Annotated in this window: 15 protein-coding genes and 1 tRNA gene; 3 read left to right on the top strand and 13 right to left on the bottom strand. The window is 59.8% G+C overall.

Annotated elements, in window-relative coordinates; translation table 11 throughout:
• Positions 1-24: 24 nt before the first annotated feature.
• From RS694_RS17040 to ltrA, 7 genes are all read right to left on the bottom strand, one after another.
• A complete protein-coding gene (locus RS694_RS17040) occupies positions 25-2,949 on the bottom strand; it encodes a ribonucleoside-diphosphate reductase subunit alpha (RefSeq protein WP_029709421.1) in 2,925 nt (974 codons plus the stop codon).
• A 404-nt stretch (positions 2,950-3,353) separates the two neighbouring features.
• A complete protein-coding gene (ampD, locus tag RS694_RS17030; protein WP_029709419.1) occupies positions 3,354-3,956 on the bottom strand; it encodes a 1,6-anhydro-N-acetylmuramyl-L-alanine amidase AmpD in 603 nt (200 codons plus the stop codon).
• Positions 3,949-5,421: a sigma-54-dependent transcriptional regulator gene (locus RS694_RS17025; protein WP_076069853.1), complete on the bottom strand. Its 1,473-nt coding sequence runs from the start codon at positions 5,419-5,421 to the stop codon at positions 3,949-3,951. The genes ampD and RS694_RS17025 overlap by 8 nt, the downstream gene beginning before the upstream one ends.
• On the bottom strand, positions 5,400-7,145 hold the full coding sequence (locus tag RS694_RS17020) for an ATP-binding protein (RefSeq protein ID WP_029708523.1): 1,746 nt from the start codon (positions 7,143-7,145) through the stop codon (positions 5,400-5,402). The genes RS694_RS17025 and RS694_RS17020 overlap by 22 nt, the downstream gene beginning before the upstream one ends.
• A complete protein-coding gene (locus RS694_RS17015) occupies positions 7,146-7,376 on the bottom strand; it encodes a PP0621 family protein (protein WP_029708522.1) in 231 nt (76 codons plus the stop codon). It abuts the gene before it with no gap.
• Positions 7,373-8,191 (bottom strand): cytochrome C assembly family protein, encoded by an 819-nt coding sequence (locus RS694_RS17010; protein ID WP_029708521.1) that lies wholly within the window; start codon positions 8,189-8,191, stop codon positions 7,373-7,375. Before RS694_RS17010 ends, RS694_RS17015 begins: the two co-directional genes overlap by 4 nt.
• A 72-nt stretch (positions 8,192-8,263) precedes the next feature.
• Positions 8,264-10,018, bottom strand: a complete 1,755-nt coding sequence (gene ltrA / locus RS694_RS17005) for a group II intron reverse transcriptase/maturase (protein ID WP_029708520.1) — start codon at positions 10,016-10,018, stop codon at positions 8,264-8,266.
• A 1,014-nt stretch (positions 10,019-11,032) separates the two neighbouring features.
• On the opposite strand from ltrA, the gene ffh reads away from it, so the two are divergent.
• Together ffh and RS694_RS16995 are read left to right on the top strand one after the other, a co-directional pair.
• A complete protein-coding gene (gene ffh, locus RS694_RS17000) occupies positions 11,033-12,397 on the top strand; it encodes a signal recognition particle protein (protein ID WP_029708519.1) in 1,365 nt (454 codons plus the stop codon).
• A gap of 18 nt (positions 12,398-12,415) precedes the next feature.
• Complete coding sequence (locus RS694_RS16995) at positions 12,416-13,264, top strand: DMT family transporter (RefSeq protein WP_029708518.1); 849 nt, start codon at positions 12,416-12,418, stop codon at positions 13,262-13,264.
• Here RS694_RS16995 and RS694_RS16990 read toward each other — a convergent pair.
• The 6 genes from RS694_RS16990 to RS694_RS16965 form a co-directional block, all read right to left on the bottom strand.
• Complete coding sequence (locus RS694_RS16990; RefSeq protein WP_029708517.1) at positions 13,227-13,640, bottom strand: hypothetical protein; 414 nt, start codon at positions 13,638-13,640, stop codon at positions 13,227-13,229. The two genes, RS694_RS16995 and RS694_RS16990, sit on opposite strands and share 38 nt — an antisense overlap.
• Positions 13,641-13,720: 80 nt before the next feature.
• Positions 13,721-13,996, bottom strand: coding sequence for a hypothetical protein (locus RS694_RS16985; RefSeq protein WP_029708516.1), 276 nt, complete (start codon positions 13,994-13,996; stop codon positions 13,721-13,723).
• An 82-nt stretch (positions 13,997-14,078) separates the two neighbouring features.
• The gene (miaB, locus tag RS694_RS16980; RefSeq protein ID WP_029708515.1) at positions 14,079-15,419 is read right to left on the bottom strand and encodes a tRNA (N6-isopentenyl adenosine(37)-C2)-methylthiotransferase MiaB; all 1,341 of its coding nucleotides are present in this window, start codon (positions 15,417-15,419) and stop codon (positions 14,079-14,081) included.
• Between the two features lie 123 nt (positions 15,420-15,542).
• The gene (locus RS694_RS16975; protein WP_051391975.1) at positions 15,543-15,905 is read right to left on the bottom strand and encodes a hypothetical protein; all 363 of its coding nucleotides are present in this window, start codon (positions 15,903-15,905) and stop codon (positions 15,543-15,545) included.
• Positions 15,906-16,012: 107 nt separating this feature from the next.
• Positions 16,013-16,089 (bottom strand) — tRNA-Met (locus RS694_RS16970).
• A 36-nt stretch (positions 16,090-16,125) separates the two neighbouring features.
• Entirely contained in the window at positions 16,126-16,905 is a 780-nt protein-coding gene (locus RS694_RS16965) for an enoyl-CoA hydratase (protein ID WP_029708513.1), read from the bottom strand.
• A gap of 55 nt (positions 16,906-16,960) precedes the next feature.
• On the opposite strand from RS694_RS16965, the gene RS694_RS16960 reads away from it, so the two are divergent.
• Positions 16,961-17,776 carry an enoyl-CoA hydratase-related protein gene (locus RS694_RS16960; RefSeq protein ID WP_029708512.1) on the top strand — a complete coding sequence of 272 codons (816 nt, stop codon included), beginning with the start codon at positions 16,961-16,963 and terminating at the stop codon, positions 17,774-17,776.
• The last annotated feature ends 54 nt before the right edge of the window (positions 17,777-17,830 follow it).

Genomic DNA, 17,830 nt, shown 5'->3' with positions numbered 1-17,830 from the left:
TGCGTTGGCATCACGGCGCTGCATTTACTGACAGGACTCGCACGTGGGGTCATCCACACCGCAGAACTTGATGTCTGTTGCAGCGTTGGTGGCCAATTCCATCTGTGCTTGTGCCGCTGCGGCAGCCGCTTCCAGTGCGCTCGATGTGCGTGTGGAGCCTTGGGCGTCATTGCCTGACGACACTGCATTCATGCGACCGGCCATCACCGTGGACTTCTCTGCGTGGGTGGCAGACATGGTGCGCAGGTAGTAGGTGGTTTTGAGGCCACGCAACCACGCGAGCTTGTAAGTCTCATCAAGCTTCTTGCCGGAGGCGCCTGCCATGTAGATGTTCAGGGACTGGGCCTGGTCAATCCACTTCTGGCGACGGGCGGCAGCTTCCACCAGCCACTGGGTTTCCACTTCAAATGCCGTGGCGTAGAGTTGCTTGATCTCTTGCGGCACGCGGTCGATCGGGCTCAGCGATCCGTCGAAGTGCTTCAGGTCCATGACCATGACGTCGTCCCACAGACCCAGGCGTTTCAGATCACGCACCAGGTAGCTGTTGATGACGGTGAACTCACCCGACAGGTTGGACTTGACCGACAGATTGCCAAAGCAAGGCTCAATGGAGGCGTCCACGCCAATGATGTTGGAGATGGTGGCGGTGGGTGCAATCGCGACACAGTTGGAATTGCGCATGCCGTCCGTGGCAATCTTCTTGCGCAGCGCATCCCAATCCAGGGTGGAGGAGCGATCCACTTCCACATAACCACCGCGTGCGCTGGCGAGCATGTCCAAGGTGTCCAGAGGCAGGACACCCTTGTCCCACAGCGAGCCACGGAACGAGGAATACTTGCCACGCTCACGGGCCAATTCGGTGGATGCCCAGTAAGCGTAGTAGCTGATGGCTTCCATGGACTCGTCGGCAAACTGCACAGCCGCATTGGAGGCGTAGGGGATGCGCAATTCGTACAGGCTGTCCTGGAAGGCCATGACACCCAGGCCAACCGGACGGTGGCGCAGATTGGAGTCGCGTGCCTTCTTGACGGCGTAGTAGTTGATGTCAATCACGTTGTCCAGCATGCGCATGGCCGTGGTGATGGTGCGCTTGAGCTTGTCGTGGTCGACGGCACCGTCTTTCAGATGCTGCAGCAGGTTGACCGAACCCAGGTTGCACACCGCGGTTTCGGTGTCTGACGTGTTGAGTGTGATTTCGGTGCACAGGTTGCTGGAATGCACCACGCCAGCGTGCTGCTGAGGCGAGCGCACATTGCAGGCATCCTTGAACGTGATCCAGGGGTGACCGGTTTCAAACAGCATGGTCAGCATCTTGCGCCACAGGTCTGCAGCTTGCAGCGTGCGTGCAGGCTTGATCTCGCCGCGTGCGGCTTTCGCTTCGTAGGCGACATAGGCCTTTTCGAAGTCAGCGCCGAACAGGTCGTGCAAATCGGGCACGTTGGAAGGCGAGAACAGGGTCCAGGTCCCTTTTTCCATCACGCGGCGCATGAACAGATCAGGAATCCAGTTGGCGGTGTTCATGTCATGGGTGCGGCGGCGGTCATCGCCGGTGTTCTTGCGCAACTCCAGGAACTCTTCGATATCCAGGTGCCAAGATTCCAGGTAGGTGCAGACTGCACCTTTGCGCTTGCCGCCCTGGTTCACGGCTACTGCCGTGTCATTGACTACCTTCAGGAAGGGCACCACCCCTTGCGATTCGCCGTTGGTTCCCTTGATATGGGAGCCCAGGGCGCGCACGCGTGTCCAGTCGTTGCCCAGACCGCCGGCGAACTTGGACAGCAATGCGTTTTCCTTGATGGATTCGTAAATGCCATCCAGGTCGTCAGGGACCGTGGTCAGGTAGCAGCTCGACAGCTGTGAACGCAGCGTGCCGCTGTTGAACAGTGTGGGTGTGCTGGACATGAAGTCAAACGAGGACAACACCTCGTAGAACTCGATGGCACGCGCTTCGCGGTCAATTTCATTCAGCGACAAGCCCATGGCCACACGCATGAAGAACGCCTGGGGCAATTCGATGCGGGTTTTGCCTTCGTGCAAGAAGTAGCGGTCATACAGCGTTTGCAGACCCAGATAATCAAACTTCAGGTCGCGGTCGGCCTTGAGTGCAGCGCCCAGACGTTTCAGGTCAAACTGTTGCAGTTTTTCATCCAGCAATTCTGCGTCCACGCCGCGCTTGATAAAGCCGGGGAAGTAGTCCACATAGGCTTCCTGCATGTCGGCTTGTGCCACGTCGCGGCCCAGCACTTCGCGCGAGATGGTATGGAACAGCAGACGCGCGGTGGCGTACGTGTAGTCCGGGTCCTTTTCAATCAGGGTACGTGCGGCCAGGATGGACGCTTTGTAGACTTCGTCCATCGGGACGCCGTCATACAAATTGCGCATGGTTTCGGCCAAAATGGGCTCGGCCTTGACGTCAGCGCCGAGTCCAGCGCAGGCGGTTTCGATTTTCAGACGCAACTGGTTCAGGTCCAGGGCTACGCGTTGGCCACCTTCCAGTACGTGCAGTGCGGGCGTGGGAGGCGCTTCCTGTGCAACCTGTTTGGCGCGCTCTTGCGTACGGCGTTCGCGGTACAGCACATAAGCACGGGCGATCTCATGGTGGCCGCCACGCATCAGACCCAGTTCTACGTGATCCTGCACGTCTTCTATATGGAAGGTGCCGCCACCGGGGCGTGAGCGCATGAGAGCACGGATGACCTGTTGCGTCAGGCCATCTACGGTTTCGCGCACGCTGGCGGACGCTGCGCCCTGGGTGCCGTGCACCGCCAGAAAGGCCTTCATCAAGGCCACGGCGATCTTGTTGGGCTCGAACGGGACCACTGCGCCGTTGCGGCGAATGATCTGGTAGTGGGCCAACGCGCTGGTTGCGCTGTGGTCCACGTCTGGGACGCTATGGGCCGTCAGGACTCCCGTGGCGACGGGGCTGGATACGTTTGAAACAGATTGCATGATTTCCTCGTCTAAATCAGTATTTTTTATGGCTTGGGCAGAACTGGTGCGTGATCAGAAAGAGCATTTCTTGGGCTTCTTTCGTTATGGGCAGCACACACTATATCTGGGGTCTGGATAGCTTACAAGCCACTACAGGTAGTGTATCTGCTGAAAATGACCCTGGAATGAATTCGCCCCCTGAATTTGCATAGGCGAGACTGTTTTGCCGATGCCTGCGACGACGGCTTCCGTTGTCGCGCAAGCCTTGTGGTTTGCGCATTCCAACGGGCTGGCGCAGTACTGGCGCTGCATTCCAGCCCATTTGCCCAGCATGGCCGCATGCCATCAGGGTTTAGCGGAAATCAGATCGGAAGGACCGCCGACTGGCAGGCCGAGGGTGATGCGAAAAAGCGCAAATCAATTCAGCAGATTTTTTTTACGCTATCGGGGAAACACTGAGGGGCAAGCCCCAGGGTGTGTTGCAAAAGTGCCCAATCCAGCCCTGGTCCGGGGTCCGCCTTGCGTCCGGGCGCGATGTGCTCGTGGCCCGCCAGGTGGGCGATGGGGTAGTGCTGCACCAGCGCTGGGCACAGGGCCTGCAGCGCCTCGTACTGTGCAGGGGTAAACGTGTCGCCCTCCAAGCCCTCCAGCTCTATGCCGATGGAGTCGTCATTGCAGTTATCTCTGCCCCGGTAGTGGGAGGTGCCTGCATGCCAGGCGCGGTCATCACAACTGACAAATTGCCAGATTTCACCACCGCGCTGGATATAGAAATGCGCAGACACCTGCAAACCCTCGATGCTTTTGAAGTAGGGGTGCTGTGACCAATCGAGCTGGTTGGTAAACAGCTCTTGTACTTGCGTTCCTCCATACACACCAGGAGGCAAGCTGATGGAATGCAGCACGACCAGGTCGATCTGCGCGTCTGCCGGACGTGCGCCGAAGTTGGGGGAGGGCAGGTGGCGTGCAAAACGGTACCAGCCCTTTTGCCAACTGGTGGCGTTGGTTTCACGCAGTTCAGGCATCGGGGCTTTCGCCAGGGGAAAGGGGGGCATCTATCTTCAACCGCGCAATGCGGTAGCGGATCTGGCGCAGGCTTAGGCCCAGACGCTGGGCCGCCACTGTCCGGTTGAATCCGGTTTCCTTGAGCGTTTGAACCAGAATGTCGCGCTCCTGCTGGTCCAGATGGCTTTGCAAATCGGTTGGCAGTGAAATTTCCGTAGAGAAGGGGCGGACTGTGGGGGGGGGCGTGTATTCGAGAGGGGCGGGACTGGTATTGGAAGGCTGCAAGTCGTCGAACTGCAGTACCTCACCGTCAGATAGGGCCACGGCACGGTGCAGCAGGTTCTCCAACTCCCGCACATTGCCGGGCAAGAGTTGCGTAGACAGTTGCTGCAGTGCTTGTTCGGACAGGTCGGGTACGGGCATGCCGGATTCCTCTGCAATCCGGGCCAACAGGGCTTCGCAGAGTACGGGCAGGTCTTCGCGGCGCTCCCGCAAGGGCGGCACGAAAATATCGATCACATTGAGCCTGTAATACAGGTCCTGGCGGAATTTCCCGGTGCTGACTTCGGCAGGCAGGTCTTTGTGGGTGGCGCTGATGATGCGCACATCCACCTGCTCTTCCTGGGCGGCGCCAATCGCGCGCACACAGCGCTCCTGGATGGCGCGCAAAAGCTTGGATTGCATGGCCAGTGGCAGATCGCCGATTTCGTCGAGAAACAGCGTGCCACCGCTGGCGCTCTGAAAGAACCCTGGCCGGTCCTGGGTAGATCCGGTGTAGGCGCCTTTTTTGGAGCCAAAAAACTCGGCTTCCAGCAGGTTTTCCGGGATGGCGCTGCAATTCACGGCCACCCAAGGGCCGCTGGCGCGGTGGCTGTTGGCATGCAGAGCGCCGGCGACCAGCTCCTTGCCGGTGCCGGATTCACCGCGGATCATGACCGGGGCCATGCTGCGCGCTACTTTGGCGATGCGTTCCTTGACGTTGCGCATGCTGGCGGAATCACCGGCCAGACGTGCCAGCGCTGCGGCTCCGCTGAGTGAGCGTGTTGCCGTTTCGGGCGGACGTGAGCCGGCCGCAGTCTTTTGGGGGGCATGGCGCGGTGAGACATCCTGTACCGCGGATGCCACCACAGTGCGAAATTGTTTCAAATCCACCGGTTTGGTCTGGTAGTCAAAAGCGCCCGCCTTGAGGGATTCCACCGCGTTCTCGGCCGAACCGTAGGCCGTGATCACGATACAGCGCTCAGTGCGCTGCTGGGTCTTCAGATCCTGCAGGATGTCGGTGCCCATACCGTCGGGCAGGCGCATGTCGGTGATCACCACGTCAAAACTATGGGAGGCCAGCAGTTGCCGGGCCTCCTGTACGCAGCCAGCTGTTTCCACACGGTAGCCTTCCCGCAGCAGGGTGAGCTCATAAAGCGTGCGCAGATCCGGCTCATCGTCGATGACCAGGACCTGGGCGTTGCTCAGTACAGCGTGGTTTGCCATGGGGTGGTGTTGAGGTTGGCTGGCTGGGTGTCGTTGGATGGTGTGTTCGCAAAGCCTATGACAAATTCATTGCCCTCCACGACCTGTCCGCGGGTCGGGCGGACATTGCGCTGGTAGAGGATGGTGGCGCCATGGCTTTCACACAATTCCCTGCAAATATACAGGCCCAGTCCACTGGAGCGGCTCTCGGACGAGAAGAAGGGCTCAAACAAGTGGCGCTCCACGGAGCGGTCCATCGGGGCGCCGTCGCTCCAGATCGTCAGGCGGGCCTGCTGCGACTCCGTGGTGCGGACGCCAACTTGTATCGCGTCCGGCTGGGAACTCGCATAGCGCCGCGCGTTGTCCAGCAGGTTGATCAGTACCCGGCGCAAATGGTCAGCGTCGAACGGCACGGCTGACTCTGTGTCAGGCAACTGGGTGGCCAGTTGCTGTTGGGCATTGTTTTGCATTGCCCAGTCGTGGCAGATGCGGTGCACCGATTCATTGATATGCACCAAGGGCGCCGCGTGTATGTCTTCCAGCGGCTGTACGCGTGACACATTGAGGATGTCCTCGACAATTTTCTCCAACCGTTTGGCATTCTGGCTGACCATGCCGGTGAGCCTTTTGAGCCGAGGGTCACTGAGGTCTTCGTCCAGAAGCGCATTGGCTTGTGCAATCGCGGCCAAGGGATTGCGAATCTCATGGGCGACGGCGGTAGACATGCGGCCCATGCTGGCCAGTTTTTCGGTGCGCATGCGCGCTTCCAGCTCGCGCAGGTCCTGCAGAAAAAGCACGCACAGACTTTCGCCATCCGTGCCTTGGGGGGCGGCGAGACGGGTGCGTGCACGCAGCCGGCGCGGGCCATGGCCTTCGTGCCGTATGGATACATCGGCTTCCTGGTTGTGCCCGGTGCCCACGCTCATGCGGGTGAGGTCCAGCAAAGGCCTCCATCCCGGCTCATCACGCAGGCCAAATCCCGTCGACTGCTGGGCCCGCCGTGATCCCAGTAACTGGCGGGCCGCCGGGTTGGCCGCCCGCACGCTCCCGGCGGTGTCCACAATCAGCACGCCATCGGGCAGGGACTCAATCACCAACTCATTGACCTGTCGCTGGATGCGTGCCGCCACCTGGCTGCGTCGCGCGCGCTGTCCCTCATCGGCCAATCGGGCAGACAACTGGTTGGCCAGCAGGGCGATGGCAAAGTAACCTACGCCGCTGAGCGCTGCCTGAACAAAATACGGTGTGGCGTCCATCGGGCTGCCCAGATACGTCCACAAAGTGCCGCCCAGCAGCAGCATCGTGACGCTGGCGGCGGTGCCCAGTGCCATGCGCAGCGAACCCAGCACGGCCGCCAGCAAAATGGGCAAGGCAAACAGCGGCGTGTAATTGAGGTTACTGCCCTGCATCCACTGCAGTGAAGCAAAGGTCAAAACGTCCAGCCCTACCAGCATCAGCCAGTTGCGGTTGAATGCACTGCCCAGCGGCTTGGGACTGGTCAGTAAGCGGGTGGCTACCGTGCCGGCAAAATAAGCCGCACTGACAGCGATCAGCCATTGGTTGTGGGCCGTCCCCGTGATGTAGAGCGCCAGCTGCAGCATCACCAAGACCAGGCCCAGCGTGAGGCGGGCCGTCATGAAGCCGCGCCACAGGCGTGTTAATTCGCGGGGGTCTTCGGTTGGGTCTGGTGAGGTGTCCAGCAGGGTGGGGCCAAACCAGGAGTGCGCGGGCGCGTCCTCCCGCATTCAGTGCTCCGCTATTTTCAGATGGGCCGCGCTGCAGTAGCTACCACGCGTGCCGGCAAAAGCATCCTGGGCGGGGATATGCAATCCGCATTGGCCGCAAGCCAGCATATCCATGGGAGCGGTTTGGGCGGCGGCTTTCTTTTGCGCCTTTTTCAACTGTTGCCCCGTGCGCGCGCTGCGCCAGCGCCAGGCGACCAGAAAGACCACCGCAAAAACCAACAGGTATTTCACAACGTGCGCCCCAAGACAATCTCCATCACAAAGCGCGAGCCTACATAGGCCAGCAGCAGGAAGGCCGATCCGGTATAGAGGACACCCACAGCCCGCTTGCCGCGCCAGCCAAAGCCCGCGCGACCTACCAGTAGCGTGGCGAAGGTCAGCCAGGCCAGCACCGAGAAGACGGTCTTGTGGTCCCAGTGCCATGCGTGGTCAAGGCCGTACAACACATCGCCATAACCAAAGCCGAGCGCCAGCGTCAGGCTTAGCAAGACGAAACCGCCCGCTACGAATCGGTAAGTCAGGCGCTCCAATGTCAGCAAGGGAAGGCCACTGTGCGGGTCTTCGGCGTGGCGAATGTGTTTTTCGGCCCGGGTCATGAACCAGGCGTGCACCACTGCCGTACCAAACAGGCCGTAACAGGCTACGCCAAAAGCCAGATGCATCGGCAACCAGACGGAGGCGGTGTTGGGCATGGCATTGCCCGGGAATATGAAAGCCAGCATCACCGCGGCCGCGCCAATGGCGCTCAGCGCCCAGCGGGTGGGCAGTTGCGGGAAGAACTGGCTCTCCACCCCGTACACCGCCGCTACCAGCCAAGTGGTCATGGACAGGGCGGGCGCAAAACCAAAACGGGCTGACGCGCCCCACAGGCTCCAGACCAGCACCGTTCCGTGTAACAGCCACGCTACGCCCACCCAGGCCTTGGCGGTGCGCATGCTCAAGTGCTGGGCCCGTAGCGCCGGCCAGGCATAGGCAATGGCGGCCAAAACCGACAGGATCAGCTGAACAGGGGGCGCACTGGCTAAAATGGAGGGTAGGGATTCCATCTTTCGATGATATCCCCCCCTAAGAACCGTGCTTGCGACTTTCACCGCACACGGCTCACGCACGACCACTGGCTACACAGCGTCATCAGGTTGCACAACCTTCGACTGCTTCGCCAGATTAAAGTCCCCCGTACTGGGGACCGGCTTGATAACCTTCAAACCTAGGGCGTGGACACGCCTGTGACAGATCGGATGTAACAGCACCCGATTGGAGAGAGCATCACTCCCGCCTAGCTGCCGATAGACGATATGGTGGTCGTCCATGTTTTCATCAGCCATGTCTATGTTTTGCTCACAGAGAGCGCACTTACCACCTTGGTCGAACCACAGCGAGGCCCTTTGCGCGCTCCAGATGGTTTCACCCATCCGTTGCACACGCAGTTTCTCGCCATAGGCAACCCAATCCGGGTGAAAGGGGTTGTAATCCCCCTTGACCTTGGTGTGTCGGACAATTTTCATATCCGAGAGGCGATACAGCGGTAGCGGTATCCTCTCCACACCCCCGAACGGGTCATCTTGCAATCCTGCGAACTGTTTGCGTGAACCACACTGTTTCCAGTAGTGCTCGTACACCCAGCCCGAAGTCTTGCGGGGGTGCCTTCGCAGACCCCAACGCATCAACCTCCAATAAATCAGAGAATCAATTTTGTTGAAGGTTTGCTTTGCAACCGTTCCCCTGTGGTACTGAGCCCAACCTTTGAAGATTGGGCTCAGGCGCTTTATCAGCGTTTCTGTTGGAACCGACACCGAAGTGGCGATGATTTCCTTCACCTTGCCGTAGAACGCTTTCACGTTTTTCTGGTTCGGCTTGATGAGCAGCTTGCCCCCGTATTTACGGAAGTTCCACCCTAGAAAATCAAATCCCTGATCGATATGCACGATGCGCGTCTTTTCCTCGGACAGCGTCAGTCCCCGCTCGCGCAGGAATTCCACAATCCAAGGTCGAACCACAGTTTCAAGCAACTCTTTCGAGCTGCCCGTCACCACGAAGTCATCTGCATACCTGACCAAGTTCACCTTACCCGCTGCGACCCCTTTGGCTTTCAACTTTCCCCGGAGGAATCGCATCAAACCAGTTTCGAGACCGTTGAGCGTGATGTTCGCTAACGTCGGCGAGATGATGCCGCCCTGCGGCGTGCCTTCATCCGTGCGCTGGAGTTGACCCGCGTCAATCACTCCAGATTTCAGCCACTTTCGCAACGTCACCTTGTCCATGTGGACGTGGTTCAGCAGCCAGTCATGGTTGATGTTGTCAAAGAACCCAGAGATATCCGCATCCAGCACCCAAGAGGCCGAGGCCTTCTGGGATAGAGATACGAACAACTGGCTCCGTGCGTCATGTGTTGATCGCCCCTTCCTAAAGCCGTAGCTATTCGGGTCGGACGCACATTCCACAGCAGGTTCCAGTGCAAGCAGAAAAAGCGCTTGCATCGCGCGGTCCTTCATGGTCGGTATGCCCAATGGCCTTTCCTTTCCATTTGGTTTCGGAATCCAAACTCGCCGCAAGGGTTTCGCTCGGTATCCTCTACTGACAAGACAACTTATCGCATTCCATTTCTTCGTTGGCGTATCCAATAGGACGCAATCGATGCCACTCGTTCGCTTCCCTTGGTTTTCCGTTACTTTCCTGACAGCAAGTGCCCTTGCTTGCCAGGATCGGATCAGGCTCCGTGTGAGTCTTGCGACCCGTCGGAAATCCTTCTCCGTTTCTGCCTGCGCAATGCGCATCTGCGCCTTTCCTACGAACTGCATGACGGCCTTCCAATCGATGGAGTGCCATTCACTTGATTCGTCCGGAGACGCAGCATCGTTGCCGATGTGTTCCATACCATTCTCCAGTTAGGTAACAACCCATTTGAAGAAGGCACTGACCCAGAGGGTCAGATACCCTCTGGGTCATAGTTAAAAGTCGCAACGGCTTTACGCTGTCGCACCCTGAGCAAGTCAGCCAGCTTTCACTGCGGGGCAGAGCCCCTATACCGTCCATTACAGACGGCCATTCGTTTTTTGCTCAATCCTCTACCCCCGCCACCATGGCCTTTGATTACTCGCAGGTTGCCAACCCTTGCGGGCTGGCGGTGAGTGGGGCTTACCTCGTTTCCCTCTGTGCCCATCTGGCTGGCAAGCCAGAAGATGGGGTTAGGGACTCTCTATCCGCCGGAAGTCGTATAGGGAACGATGCTCAGCCAATGACAGGAGCATCCAGACTTCGTGCCTTTTGGCCATAGCTCCCCCCATGCGAGGGAAACAAGCGTTAGCTATTTACTGTTAACGACGGTTCAGACGAGAGTTCACATTACATTTCCCATACCCTATACCTCGGCGACCTACCCACTTCTTGCTCGTGGGATTGGGACTGACTCGCGTCAGCCTTATGTGCTTGCGCACAGTTCGTTTATCCGTAGCTCCGCACACCCGAATTACTCCAGATGCACGTGCAGTCGAGGTCACGCCGTTCCAGACGTGGTTTCTTAGGAAACAAGACACAGAGAGCGGTAACGCTCTGTTTTGCCGCCAAAGTAGCGGCCCCACATTTACAAACTTTTACGTTTCAATGTGGCATATTGACAACGAAAACCCCATCCAAGGATGGTTTCCGCGTTGAGGATTCGCCCTCCCGGGCAAATCCACGATCACTATTTGCAGGCAAATAGCGATCTTCTGATGATTACTCCCGAGGGAGTAAACTACAGTTTCCCAGAGGGAGACTGCGCTTTGAAAGGCTGATTAGTTCAGCTACAGAAGCGACATCGAGTCGCACCATGGGTACAGTTTAGCGTTTTGCTCCCTGCCAGCCTCTTGCTGGCTCCACTACAGGTTCCGTTGCACGGAATACTTTCTATGGCCTCCGCTCTTTCCGACAAACTCTCACGCCTCGTCAAGGATTTGCGGGGACAGTCCCGCATCACCGAAACCAACGTGGCCGATATGCTGCGCGAAGTGCGCATGGCCCTACTGGAAGCCGACGTGGCGCTGCCCGTGGTGCGTGACTTCATTGCCCGCGTGAAAGAAAAAGCGCTGGGCCAGGAAGTGCTGGGTTCGCTGCAGCCGGGGCAGGTGCTGGTGAGCATCGTCAACAAGGAACTTGCTGCCACCATGGGCGAGGGGGTGAGCGACATCAACCTCGCGGCACAACCCCCGGCCGTCATCCTGATGGCGGGTTTGCAAGGCGCGGGTAAAACCACGACCACCGGCAAACTGGCCAAACACCTGATTGAGAAGCGCAAGAAAAAAGTGCTTACCGTGTCGGGTGACGTGTACCGCCCCGCGGCCATCGAGCAGCTCAAGACGGTGACGGCCCAGGCCGGTGCCGAGTGGTTCCCGTCCACGCCCGACCAAAAACCGGTCGACATTGGTCGCGCCGCGCTGGATTACGCCAAGAAACATTTCTTTGACGTGTTGCTGGTCGATACCGCAGGCCGTCTGGCGATTGACGAGGCGCTGATGCTGGAAATCAAGCAACTGCACGCCGCGCTGAATCCTGTGGAGACCCTGTTTGTGGTCGATGCCATGCAGGGCCAGGATGCGGTGAACACGGCCAAAGCCTTCAAGGAAGCGCTGCCACTGACCGGCATCATCCTGACCAAGACCGATGGCGACTCGCGCGGTGGCGCGGCCCTGTCCGTGCGCCAGGTGACTGGCGCGCCGATCAAGTTTGCCGGTACCAGCGAAAAGCTCGACGGCCTGGAGGTGTTCGACGCCGAACGCCACGCCGGGCGCATTCTGGGCATGGGCGACATTCTGGCGCTGGTGGAGCAGGTCACGGCCGGCGTCAATATAGAAGCGGCGCAAAAACTCGCGGCCAAGGTCAAGAGCGGTGCAGGGTTTGACCTCAACGACTTCCTGGCCCAGATTCAGCAGATGAAACAAATGGGGGGCCTCTCCAGCCTCATGGACAAGCTGCCTGCCGAGATGGCGGCCAAGGCTGGTCAGGTCGATATGGATAAGGCCGAGAAAGACATCAAACGCAAGGAAGGCATCATCCACAGCATGACGCCGCTGGAGCGACGCAAGCCAGATTTGATCAAGGCGACCCGCAAGCGCCGCATCGCCGCCGGTGCCGGCGTGCAGGTGCAGGACGTCAACCGCATGCTCAAGGAATTCGAGCAGATGCAGACCATGATGAAGAAGATGAGTGGCGGCGGCATGATGAAGATGATGAAACGCATGGGAGGCATGAAGGGCATGCCCAAGATGCCGTTCTAAACCTGCGGCAACCATCGCATGCGGGCTTTTCTGTGGATGTCGGGTGCCTTGCTGTCGTTTTGCCTGATGGCGGTGGGGGCACGTGAACTGGCGGGCGCCATCAGCACGTTTCAGATCCTGTTTTCCCGCAGCGTGATTGGCCTGGTGGTGGTCACGCTGGTCATCCTGCAAACCCGCCGCACCGCACTTTTCAAGACCCAGCGGTTTTCCCTGCACCTGGGGCGGAATCTCTTCCACTTTTGCGGCCAGTACGGCTGGTTTGTCGGCATTGGCCTGCTGCCGCTGGCACAGGTCTTTGCGCTGGAGTTCACCACACCGCTGTGGACGTTGATCATTGCCTGCCTGTTCCTCAAAGAGGCGTTGACGCTCAAAAAAGTGGTCGCACTTGTGTTGGGGTTTGTGGGCGTCTACCTGATACTGAACCCGGGCGGGGAGATCGTGAGCCCGGCGGCGTTGTATGTCATCGCAGCGGCCGTTTTTTATTCCTTGTCGCACGTGGCCACCAAGGCACTGTCGGCGACCGATGATCCGCTCACGGTGCTGTTTTACATGTGTGCCATCCAGTTGCCCATCGGCTTGTTGATGGGCGCTGGCAGTTTTGTGTGGCCCGGTCCCCTGCAATGGGTCTGGCTGACGCTGATTGGCCTGACGGCGTTGAGTGCGCATTTCTGCATCACCCACGCCATGCGAAGCAGCGAAGTCAGCGTGGTGGTCACGCTGGACTTCCTGCGCCTGCCGCTGATTGCGGCTGTGGGGGTCGTGCTCTACGGTGAGGCGTTCAACCCCATGCTGGTGCTGGGGGCCTCGCTCATGCTGATCGGCAACCTGGTTAACGTGGTCCGGCCCCGGGCAGCTCGCCAGCCTTGATCTTGCGGGCCCGCTCTTTCATCCAGGCGGTCGTGCCCATCATGCTGGGGTCGGCATCGTCCATGGCGGCCTTGGCGCGGTCCCATTCGTCACCCGACAGGTGGGCATATTTTTTGGGGATATGGCCTGCGACCACCACCGCATCCCAGAAGAAGTAGATGGCGAAGAAAAATGACATCGTGATGGCCATCAGCACCCGCAGCGCCTGAAACTCCGGCGACACCGAGGTCGGCGCCAGAACGTCGCCCTGGTAGAGCAGAAAAAAATCCGGCGCCAGCACCGCCACCACGCGGGCCAGGAACGATAACTCGGCGAAAAACTTCGCAACGCACCAGTAGATAAAACGCCAGACCGGGCGAATGAGGCTGCGGTACACAGCGCGAAAGAAGGGGAGGACCACTTGTCTAAGGGCGGGACGCGTTGCCTGGCTCAGCTTGTTCTGTCCCATTTTTCGCATCATCGCGCGCATCGGAATACCTCGCCCCACCGCGGATCGCGCAGCAACCCATGGAATTCACCGTCACCTACGGCCTGCCAGTGCCGCAACTGCGCGCTGTCCTCGGCTGCCAGCCAGGGCGCAGTAGCCCAATTCAACGCGACGGCTCCGTAGGTGGATGGCCACGCAGCACGTGCGGTGCGGGTGCAGCCGTCGGTGGCCAGCATCAGTGCGCTCAGGTACACCAGCAGCAGGCTGATCACGATCTGGCGCACGGAGCTACGGATGCGCTTCATTCGAAATTTGAATAAAAAAGGCCTCTAGCCTTTATAGATAGTGCGCAAGCAGCTATGAATTTCATAGTGTCTGCGCGTCTACTCAGGCTGTTACCAGTTCGTTAGTGAGCACCTCGCCGCGCAGGGTGTAGGTGCGCGTCTCGGTGATCCGAACGTCCACCAGTTGGCCCACCAGGCGCTGCTGGCCGGCAAAGTTGACCACGCGGTTGCACTCGGTGCGGCCCATCAGTTCGCCGCCATCGCGCTTGGACATCCCTTCCACCAGAATGCGCTGTACCGTGCCCACGCGGCTGTCGCTGATGCGGGCAATGTTGGTGTTGATCGCGGCTTGCAGGTGCTGCAGGCGCGCCAGCTTCACGTCGTGTGGCGTGTCGTCATGCAGATTGGCTGCAGGCGTACCGGGGCGGGGGCTGAAGATGAAGCTGAAACTGTTGTCAAAGCCTACGTCATCGATCAGCTTCATCATTTTGCCAAAGTCTTCCTCGGTCTCGCCGGGGAAGCCGACGATGAAGTCCGAACTCATCGCCATGTCCGGGCGGATGGCGCGCAGCTTGCGCACGGTGCTTTTGTATTCCATGGCGGTGTAGCCGCGCTTCATCGCCATCAGAATTTTGTCGCTACCGTGCTGCACGGGCAGGTGCAGGTGGCTCACGAGTTTGGGCAGCTTGTCGTAGGCGGCAATCAGGCTGGGCGTGAACTCGTTGGGATGGCTAGTGGTGTAACGGATGCGTTCGATGCCGGGAATGTCGGACACGTATTCCAGCAGCGTCGCAAAGTCGGCCATCTCGGTCGTGTCGCCCATCGTGTGGCGCCAGGCATTCACGTTCTGGCCCAGCAGCGTGATCTCTTTCACGCCCTGGTCGGCCAGACCGGCCACTTCGACCAGCACGTCTTCAAACGGGCGGTTGATCTCGGTGCCGCGTGTGTAGGGCACAACGCAGTAGCTGCAGTACTTGTTGCAGCCTTCCATGATGCTCACGAACGCCGAGGCACCTTCCACCTTGGCAGGCGGCAGGTGGTCGAATTTTTCGATCTCGGGGAAGCTGATGTCCACCTGCGGCTTGTTTTGGAGTGCGCGCTGGTTCAGCATCTCGGGCAGGCGGTGCAGGGTTTGCGGTCCGAACACCACGTCCACATAGGGTGCGCGCTTGATGATCTCTGCGCCTTCCTGGCTGGCCACGCAGCCGCCCACGCCAATCTGCACGCCTTTTTTCTTCAGGTGTTTGATGCGGCCCAGATCGGAAAACACTTTTTCCTGTGCCTTTTCACGCACCGAGCAGGTGTTGAAGAGGATCAGGTCGGCTTCTTCCACGTTTTGTGTGGGCTCATAGCCTTGGGCTGCGCCCAGCACATCGACCATCTTGTCCGAGTCGTACTCGTTCATCTGGCAGCCGAAGGTTTTGATAAAGACTTTTTTGCTCATGGCGTTCTCGAAAATGCTATTGTTTTGGTAGCTGCTTGCGCTTATTTGGCAAGTGCTGGAGGCCTATTTGGCTTGTATTCTGTGCTGCGGCCGGATGCCCGTACGTGGACGGCGGCGCCGGTCTTACTTGACCAGGGTGATGCCGCCAGTGGGCCGCACGAGTTTGGCTTCCGCCTCGGTCAGTATCCAGACCTCATGCACCAGGCCGTTGGGTTCCAGCACGTAGTTCACCAGCAGGTTTTGCCCCACCAGGGCGCCCGACATGACCAGCATGTTGTTGGCGCCGCGAATGCGCGCGCCGGGCGACAGGCGCGCAGTTTTCCCATTCAGGACCAGATCGGGCGGGTTGGTGATGACCATGGCACCGCGCTCGGCCTTGGGCGGGAAGGGGCGCACAGGGGCGTCCTGTGCAAAGGCCGGTAGCGCCAGGCCCAAAACGGCCGCGGCCAGGGCCAGTTGGCGGGAGTCAAAAGTAAAGCGGTTCATGGTGTGTATCCAGAGGCTTGACGGTGGTGGGGTGGCCCATGCTAGCACCGGGCCACCTAAATGCAAAACCCGCAACAGCGAGAGCTGGTGCGGGTTTTGACGGGTTTTGGTGGTCGTAGGTGGATTTGAACCACCGACATCAGCATTATGAATGCTGCGCTCTAACCAACTGAGCTATACGACCGAAAGACCAAGATTATAGCCATTTTGGAGGTGGTCTTCAACGGTGCTGGAATTCAGCCGGGCGCTTGTTGACGAAGGCGTCCATGCCCTCTTTCTGGTCGGCCGTGGCAAACAAGGCGTGGAACAGGCGGCGTTCGAAAACGATGCCGTCGGCCAGCGTGCCTTCAAAGGCGCGGTTGACCGATTCCTTGGCTGCCATCACGGCGACCTGGGAGAACGCGCAGATTTGCAGCGCGGCGCCCAGTGTTTCTTCCTGCAGCTTGTCCAGCGGCACGACACGGCTCACGAGCCCGGCGCGTTCGGCCTCGGTGGCGTCCATCATGCGGCCGGTCAGGGCCATGTCCATGGCTTTGGACTTGCCCACGGCACGCGGCAGGCGCTGTGTGCCGCCTGCGCCGGGAATGATGCCCAGCTTGATCTCGGGCTGGCCGAATTTGGCGTTGTCGGCGGCGATGATGAAGTCACACATCATCGCCAGCTCGCAGCCGCCGCCCAGGGCAAAACCGCTGACCGCGGCGATCACTGGCTTGCGGATGTTACGAATGGTTTCCCAGTTACGGGTGATGAAGTCGCCTTTGTAGGCGTCGGCAAAGGTGAACTTGGCCATGGCCGTGATGTCGGCACCTGCGGCAAACGCCTTTTCGCTGCCGGTCAGCACGATGCAGCCAATCGCAGGGTCGGCGTCAAAGCCCTTGAGCGCGGCGCCCAGCTCGTCCATGAGCTGGTCGTTCAGCGCGTTGAGCGCCTTGGGGCGGTTGAGCGTGATGATGGCGACCTTGTCGCCTTCGGTACGGGTGGTGATGCATTCGTAAGTCATGATGCGTTTGAGGCGTTGAATTTGGAAACCCCACTATAGCGAAGAGGCATTGCATATGGCTGACCCCACCCCATCCTGCGGCGAGTCCTTGGTCCTGTACGCGGAGCACGGCAACGTGGCCCTGCTCACGCTGAACCGCCCGGCCGCGCTCAATGCCTTCACCCGTGAAATGCACCACGCCTTGTGGGCTGCACTGGATCGGGCCGAGGCCAACGCCACGATTCGCGCTGTGGTGCTCACCGGCGCCGGGCGCGGTTTTTGCGCGGGTGCCGACCTCAACACCGGCGAGCTTGGCCCGCAGGACAACCCGGCTGCCCGACCCGACCCCGAAGTGAGCATCGAACAGGCTTTCAACCCCACGACGCGGCGCCTGCAAAACCTGCGCATGCCCACGGTGGCTGCGGTCAACGGCGTGGCTGCTGGGGCGGGTATGTCGTTCGTGCTGGCCTGTGACATTGCGATTGCAGCGCCGGGCGCCAGCTTTATCCAGGCCTTCAGCAAGATTGGCCTGGTGCCCGATGCGGGCAGCACCTGGTTTTTGCCGCAGCGTCTGGGCATGCCGCGCGCGCTGGCGCTGGCCATGACCGGTGACAAACTGATGGCGCCGCAGGCCAAGGAGTGGGGAATGATCTGGGACGTGGCCGACGACTGCGTGGCCGCCGCGATGGCCCTGGCCACCCGGCTGGCCGACATGCCCACGCAGGCCCTGGTGGCTACACGCCATCTGTTGCGCGACGCGACCAGCCGCCCACTGAACCAGCAACTCGATGCCGAGCGCGATGCCCAGTCGGCCATGGGCCGCACGCACGACTACGTGGAAGGCGTGCAGGCGTTTCGCGAGAAACGCCCCGCCAAGTTCACCGGCTCTTGACGGATGGGTAGGGCTGCGTTTCGCCCATCGACAAGCTCAGGACAGGCCAAGCCC

Origin of the sequence: Rhodoferax saidenbachensis (genome assembly GCF_001955715.1) — a bacterium.
GTDB lineage: Bacteria > Pseudomonadota > Gammaproteobacteria > Burkholderiales > Burkholderiaceae_C > Allorhodoferax > Allorhodoferax saidenbachensis.
Note: the sequence above shows the minus strand (reverse complement) of the source record. Positions and strands in the feature narration are given on the sequence as shown.

Coding starts and splice junctions, on each gene's coding strand:
- RS694_RS17040 (WP_029709421.1), bottom strand. CDS start 2,949: ATGCAATCTGTTTCAAACGTATCCAGCCCCGTCGCCACGGGAGTCCTG.
- ampD (WP_029709419.1), bottom strand. CDS start 3,956: ATGCCTGAACTGCGTGAAACCAACGCCACCAGTTGGCAAAAGGGCTGG.
- RS694_RS17025 (WP_076069853.1), bottom strand. CDS start 5,421: ATGGCAAACCACGCTGTACTGAGCAACGCCCAGGTCCTGGTCATCGAC.
- RS694_RS17020 (WP_029708523.1), bottom strand. CDS start 7,145: ATGCGGGAGGACGCGCCCGCGCACTCCTGGTTTGGCCCCACCCTGCTG.
- RS694_RS17010 (WP_029708521.1), bottom strand. CDS start 8,191: ATGGAATCCCTACCCTCCATTTTAGCCAGTGCGCCCCCTGTTCAGCTG.
- ltrA (WP_029708520.1), bottom strand. CDS start 10,018: ATGGAACACATCGGCAACGATGCTGCGTCTCCGGACGAATCAAGTGAA.
- ffh (WP_029708519.1), top strand. CDS start 11,033: ATGGCCTCCGCTCTTTCCGACAAACTCTCACGCCTCGTCAAGGATTTG.
- RS694_RS16995 (WP_029708518.1), top strand. CDS start 12,416: ATGCGGGCTTTTCTGTGGATGTCGGGTGCCTTGCTGTCGTTTTGCCTG.
- RS694_RS16985 (WP_029708516.1), bottom strand. CDS start 13,996: ATGAAGCGCATCCGTAGCTCCGTGCGCCAGATCGTGATCAGCCTGCTG.
- miaB (WP_029708515.1), bottom strand. CDS start 15,419: ATGAGCAAAAAAGTCTTTATCAAAACCTTCGGCTGCCAGATGAACGAG.
- RS694_RS16975 (WP_051391975.1), bottom strand. CDS start 15,905: ATGAACCGCTTTACTTTTGACTCCCGCCAACTGGCCCTGGCCGCGGCC.
- RS694_RS16965 (WP_029708513.1), bottom strand. CDS start 16,905: ATGACTTACGAATGCATCACCACCCGTACCGAAGGCGACAAGGTCGCC.
- RS694_RS16960 (WP_029708512.1), top strand. CDS start 16,961: ATGGCTGACCCCACCCCATCCTGCGGCGAGTCCTTGGTCCTGTACGCG.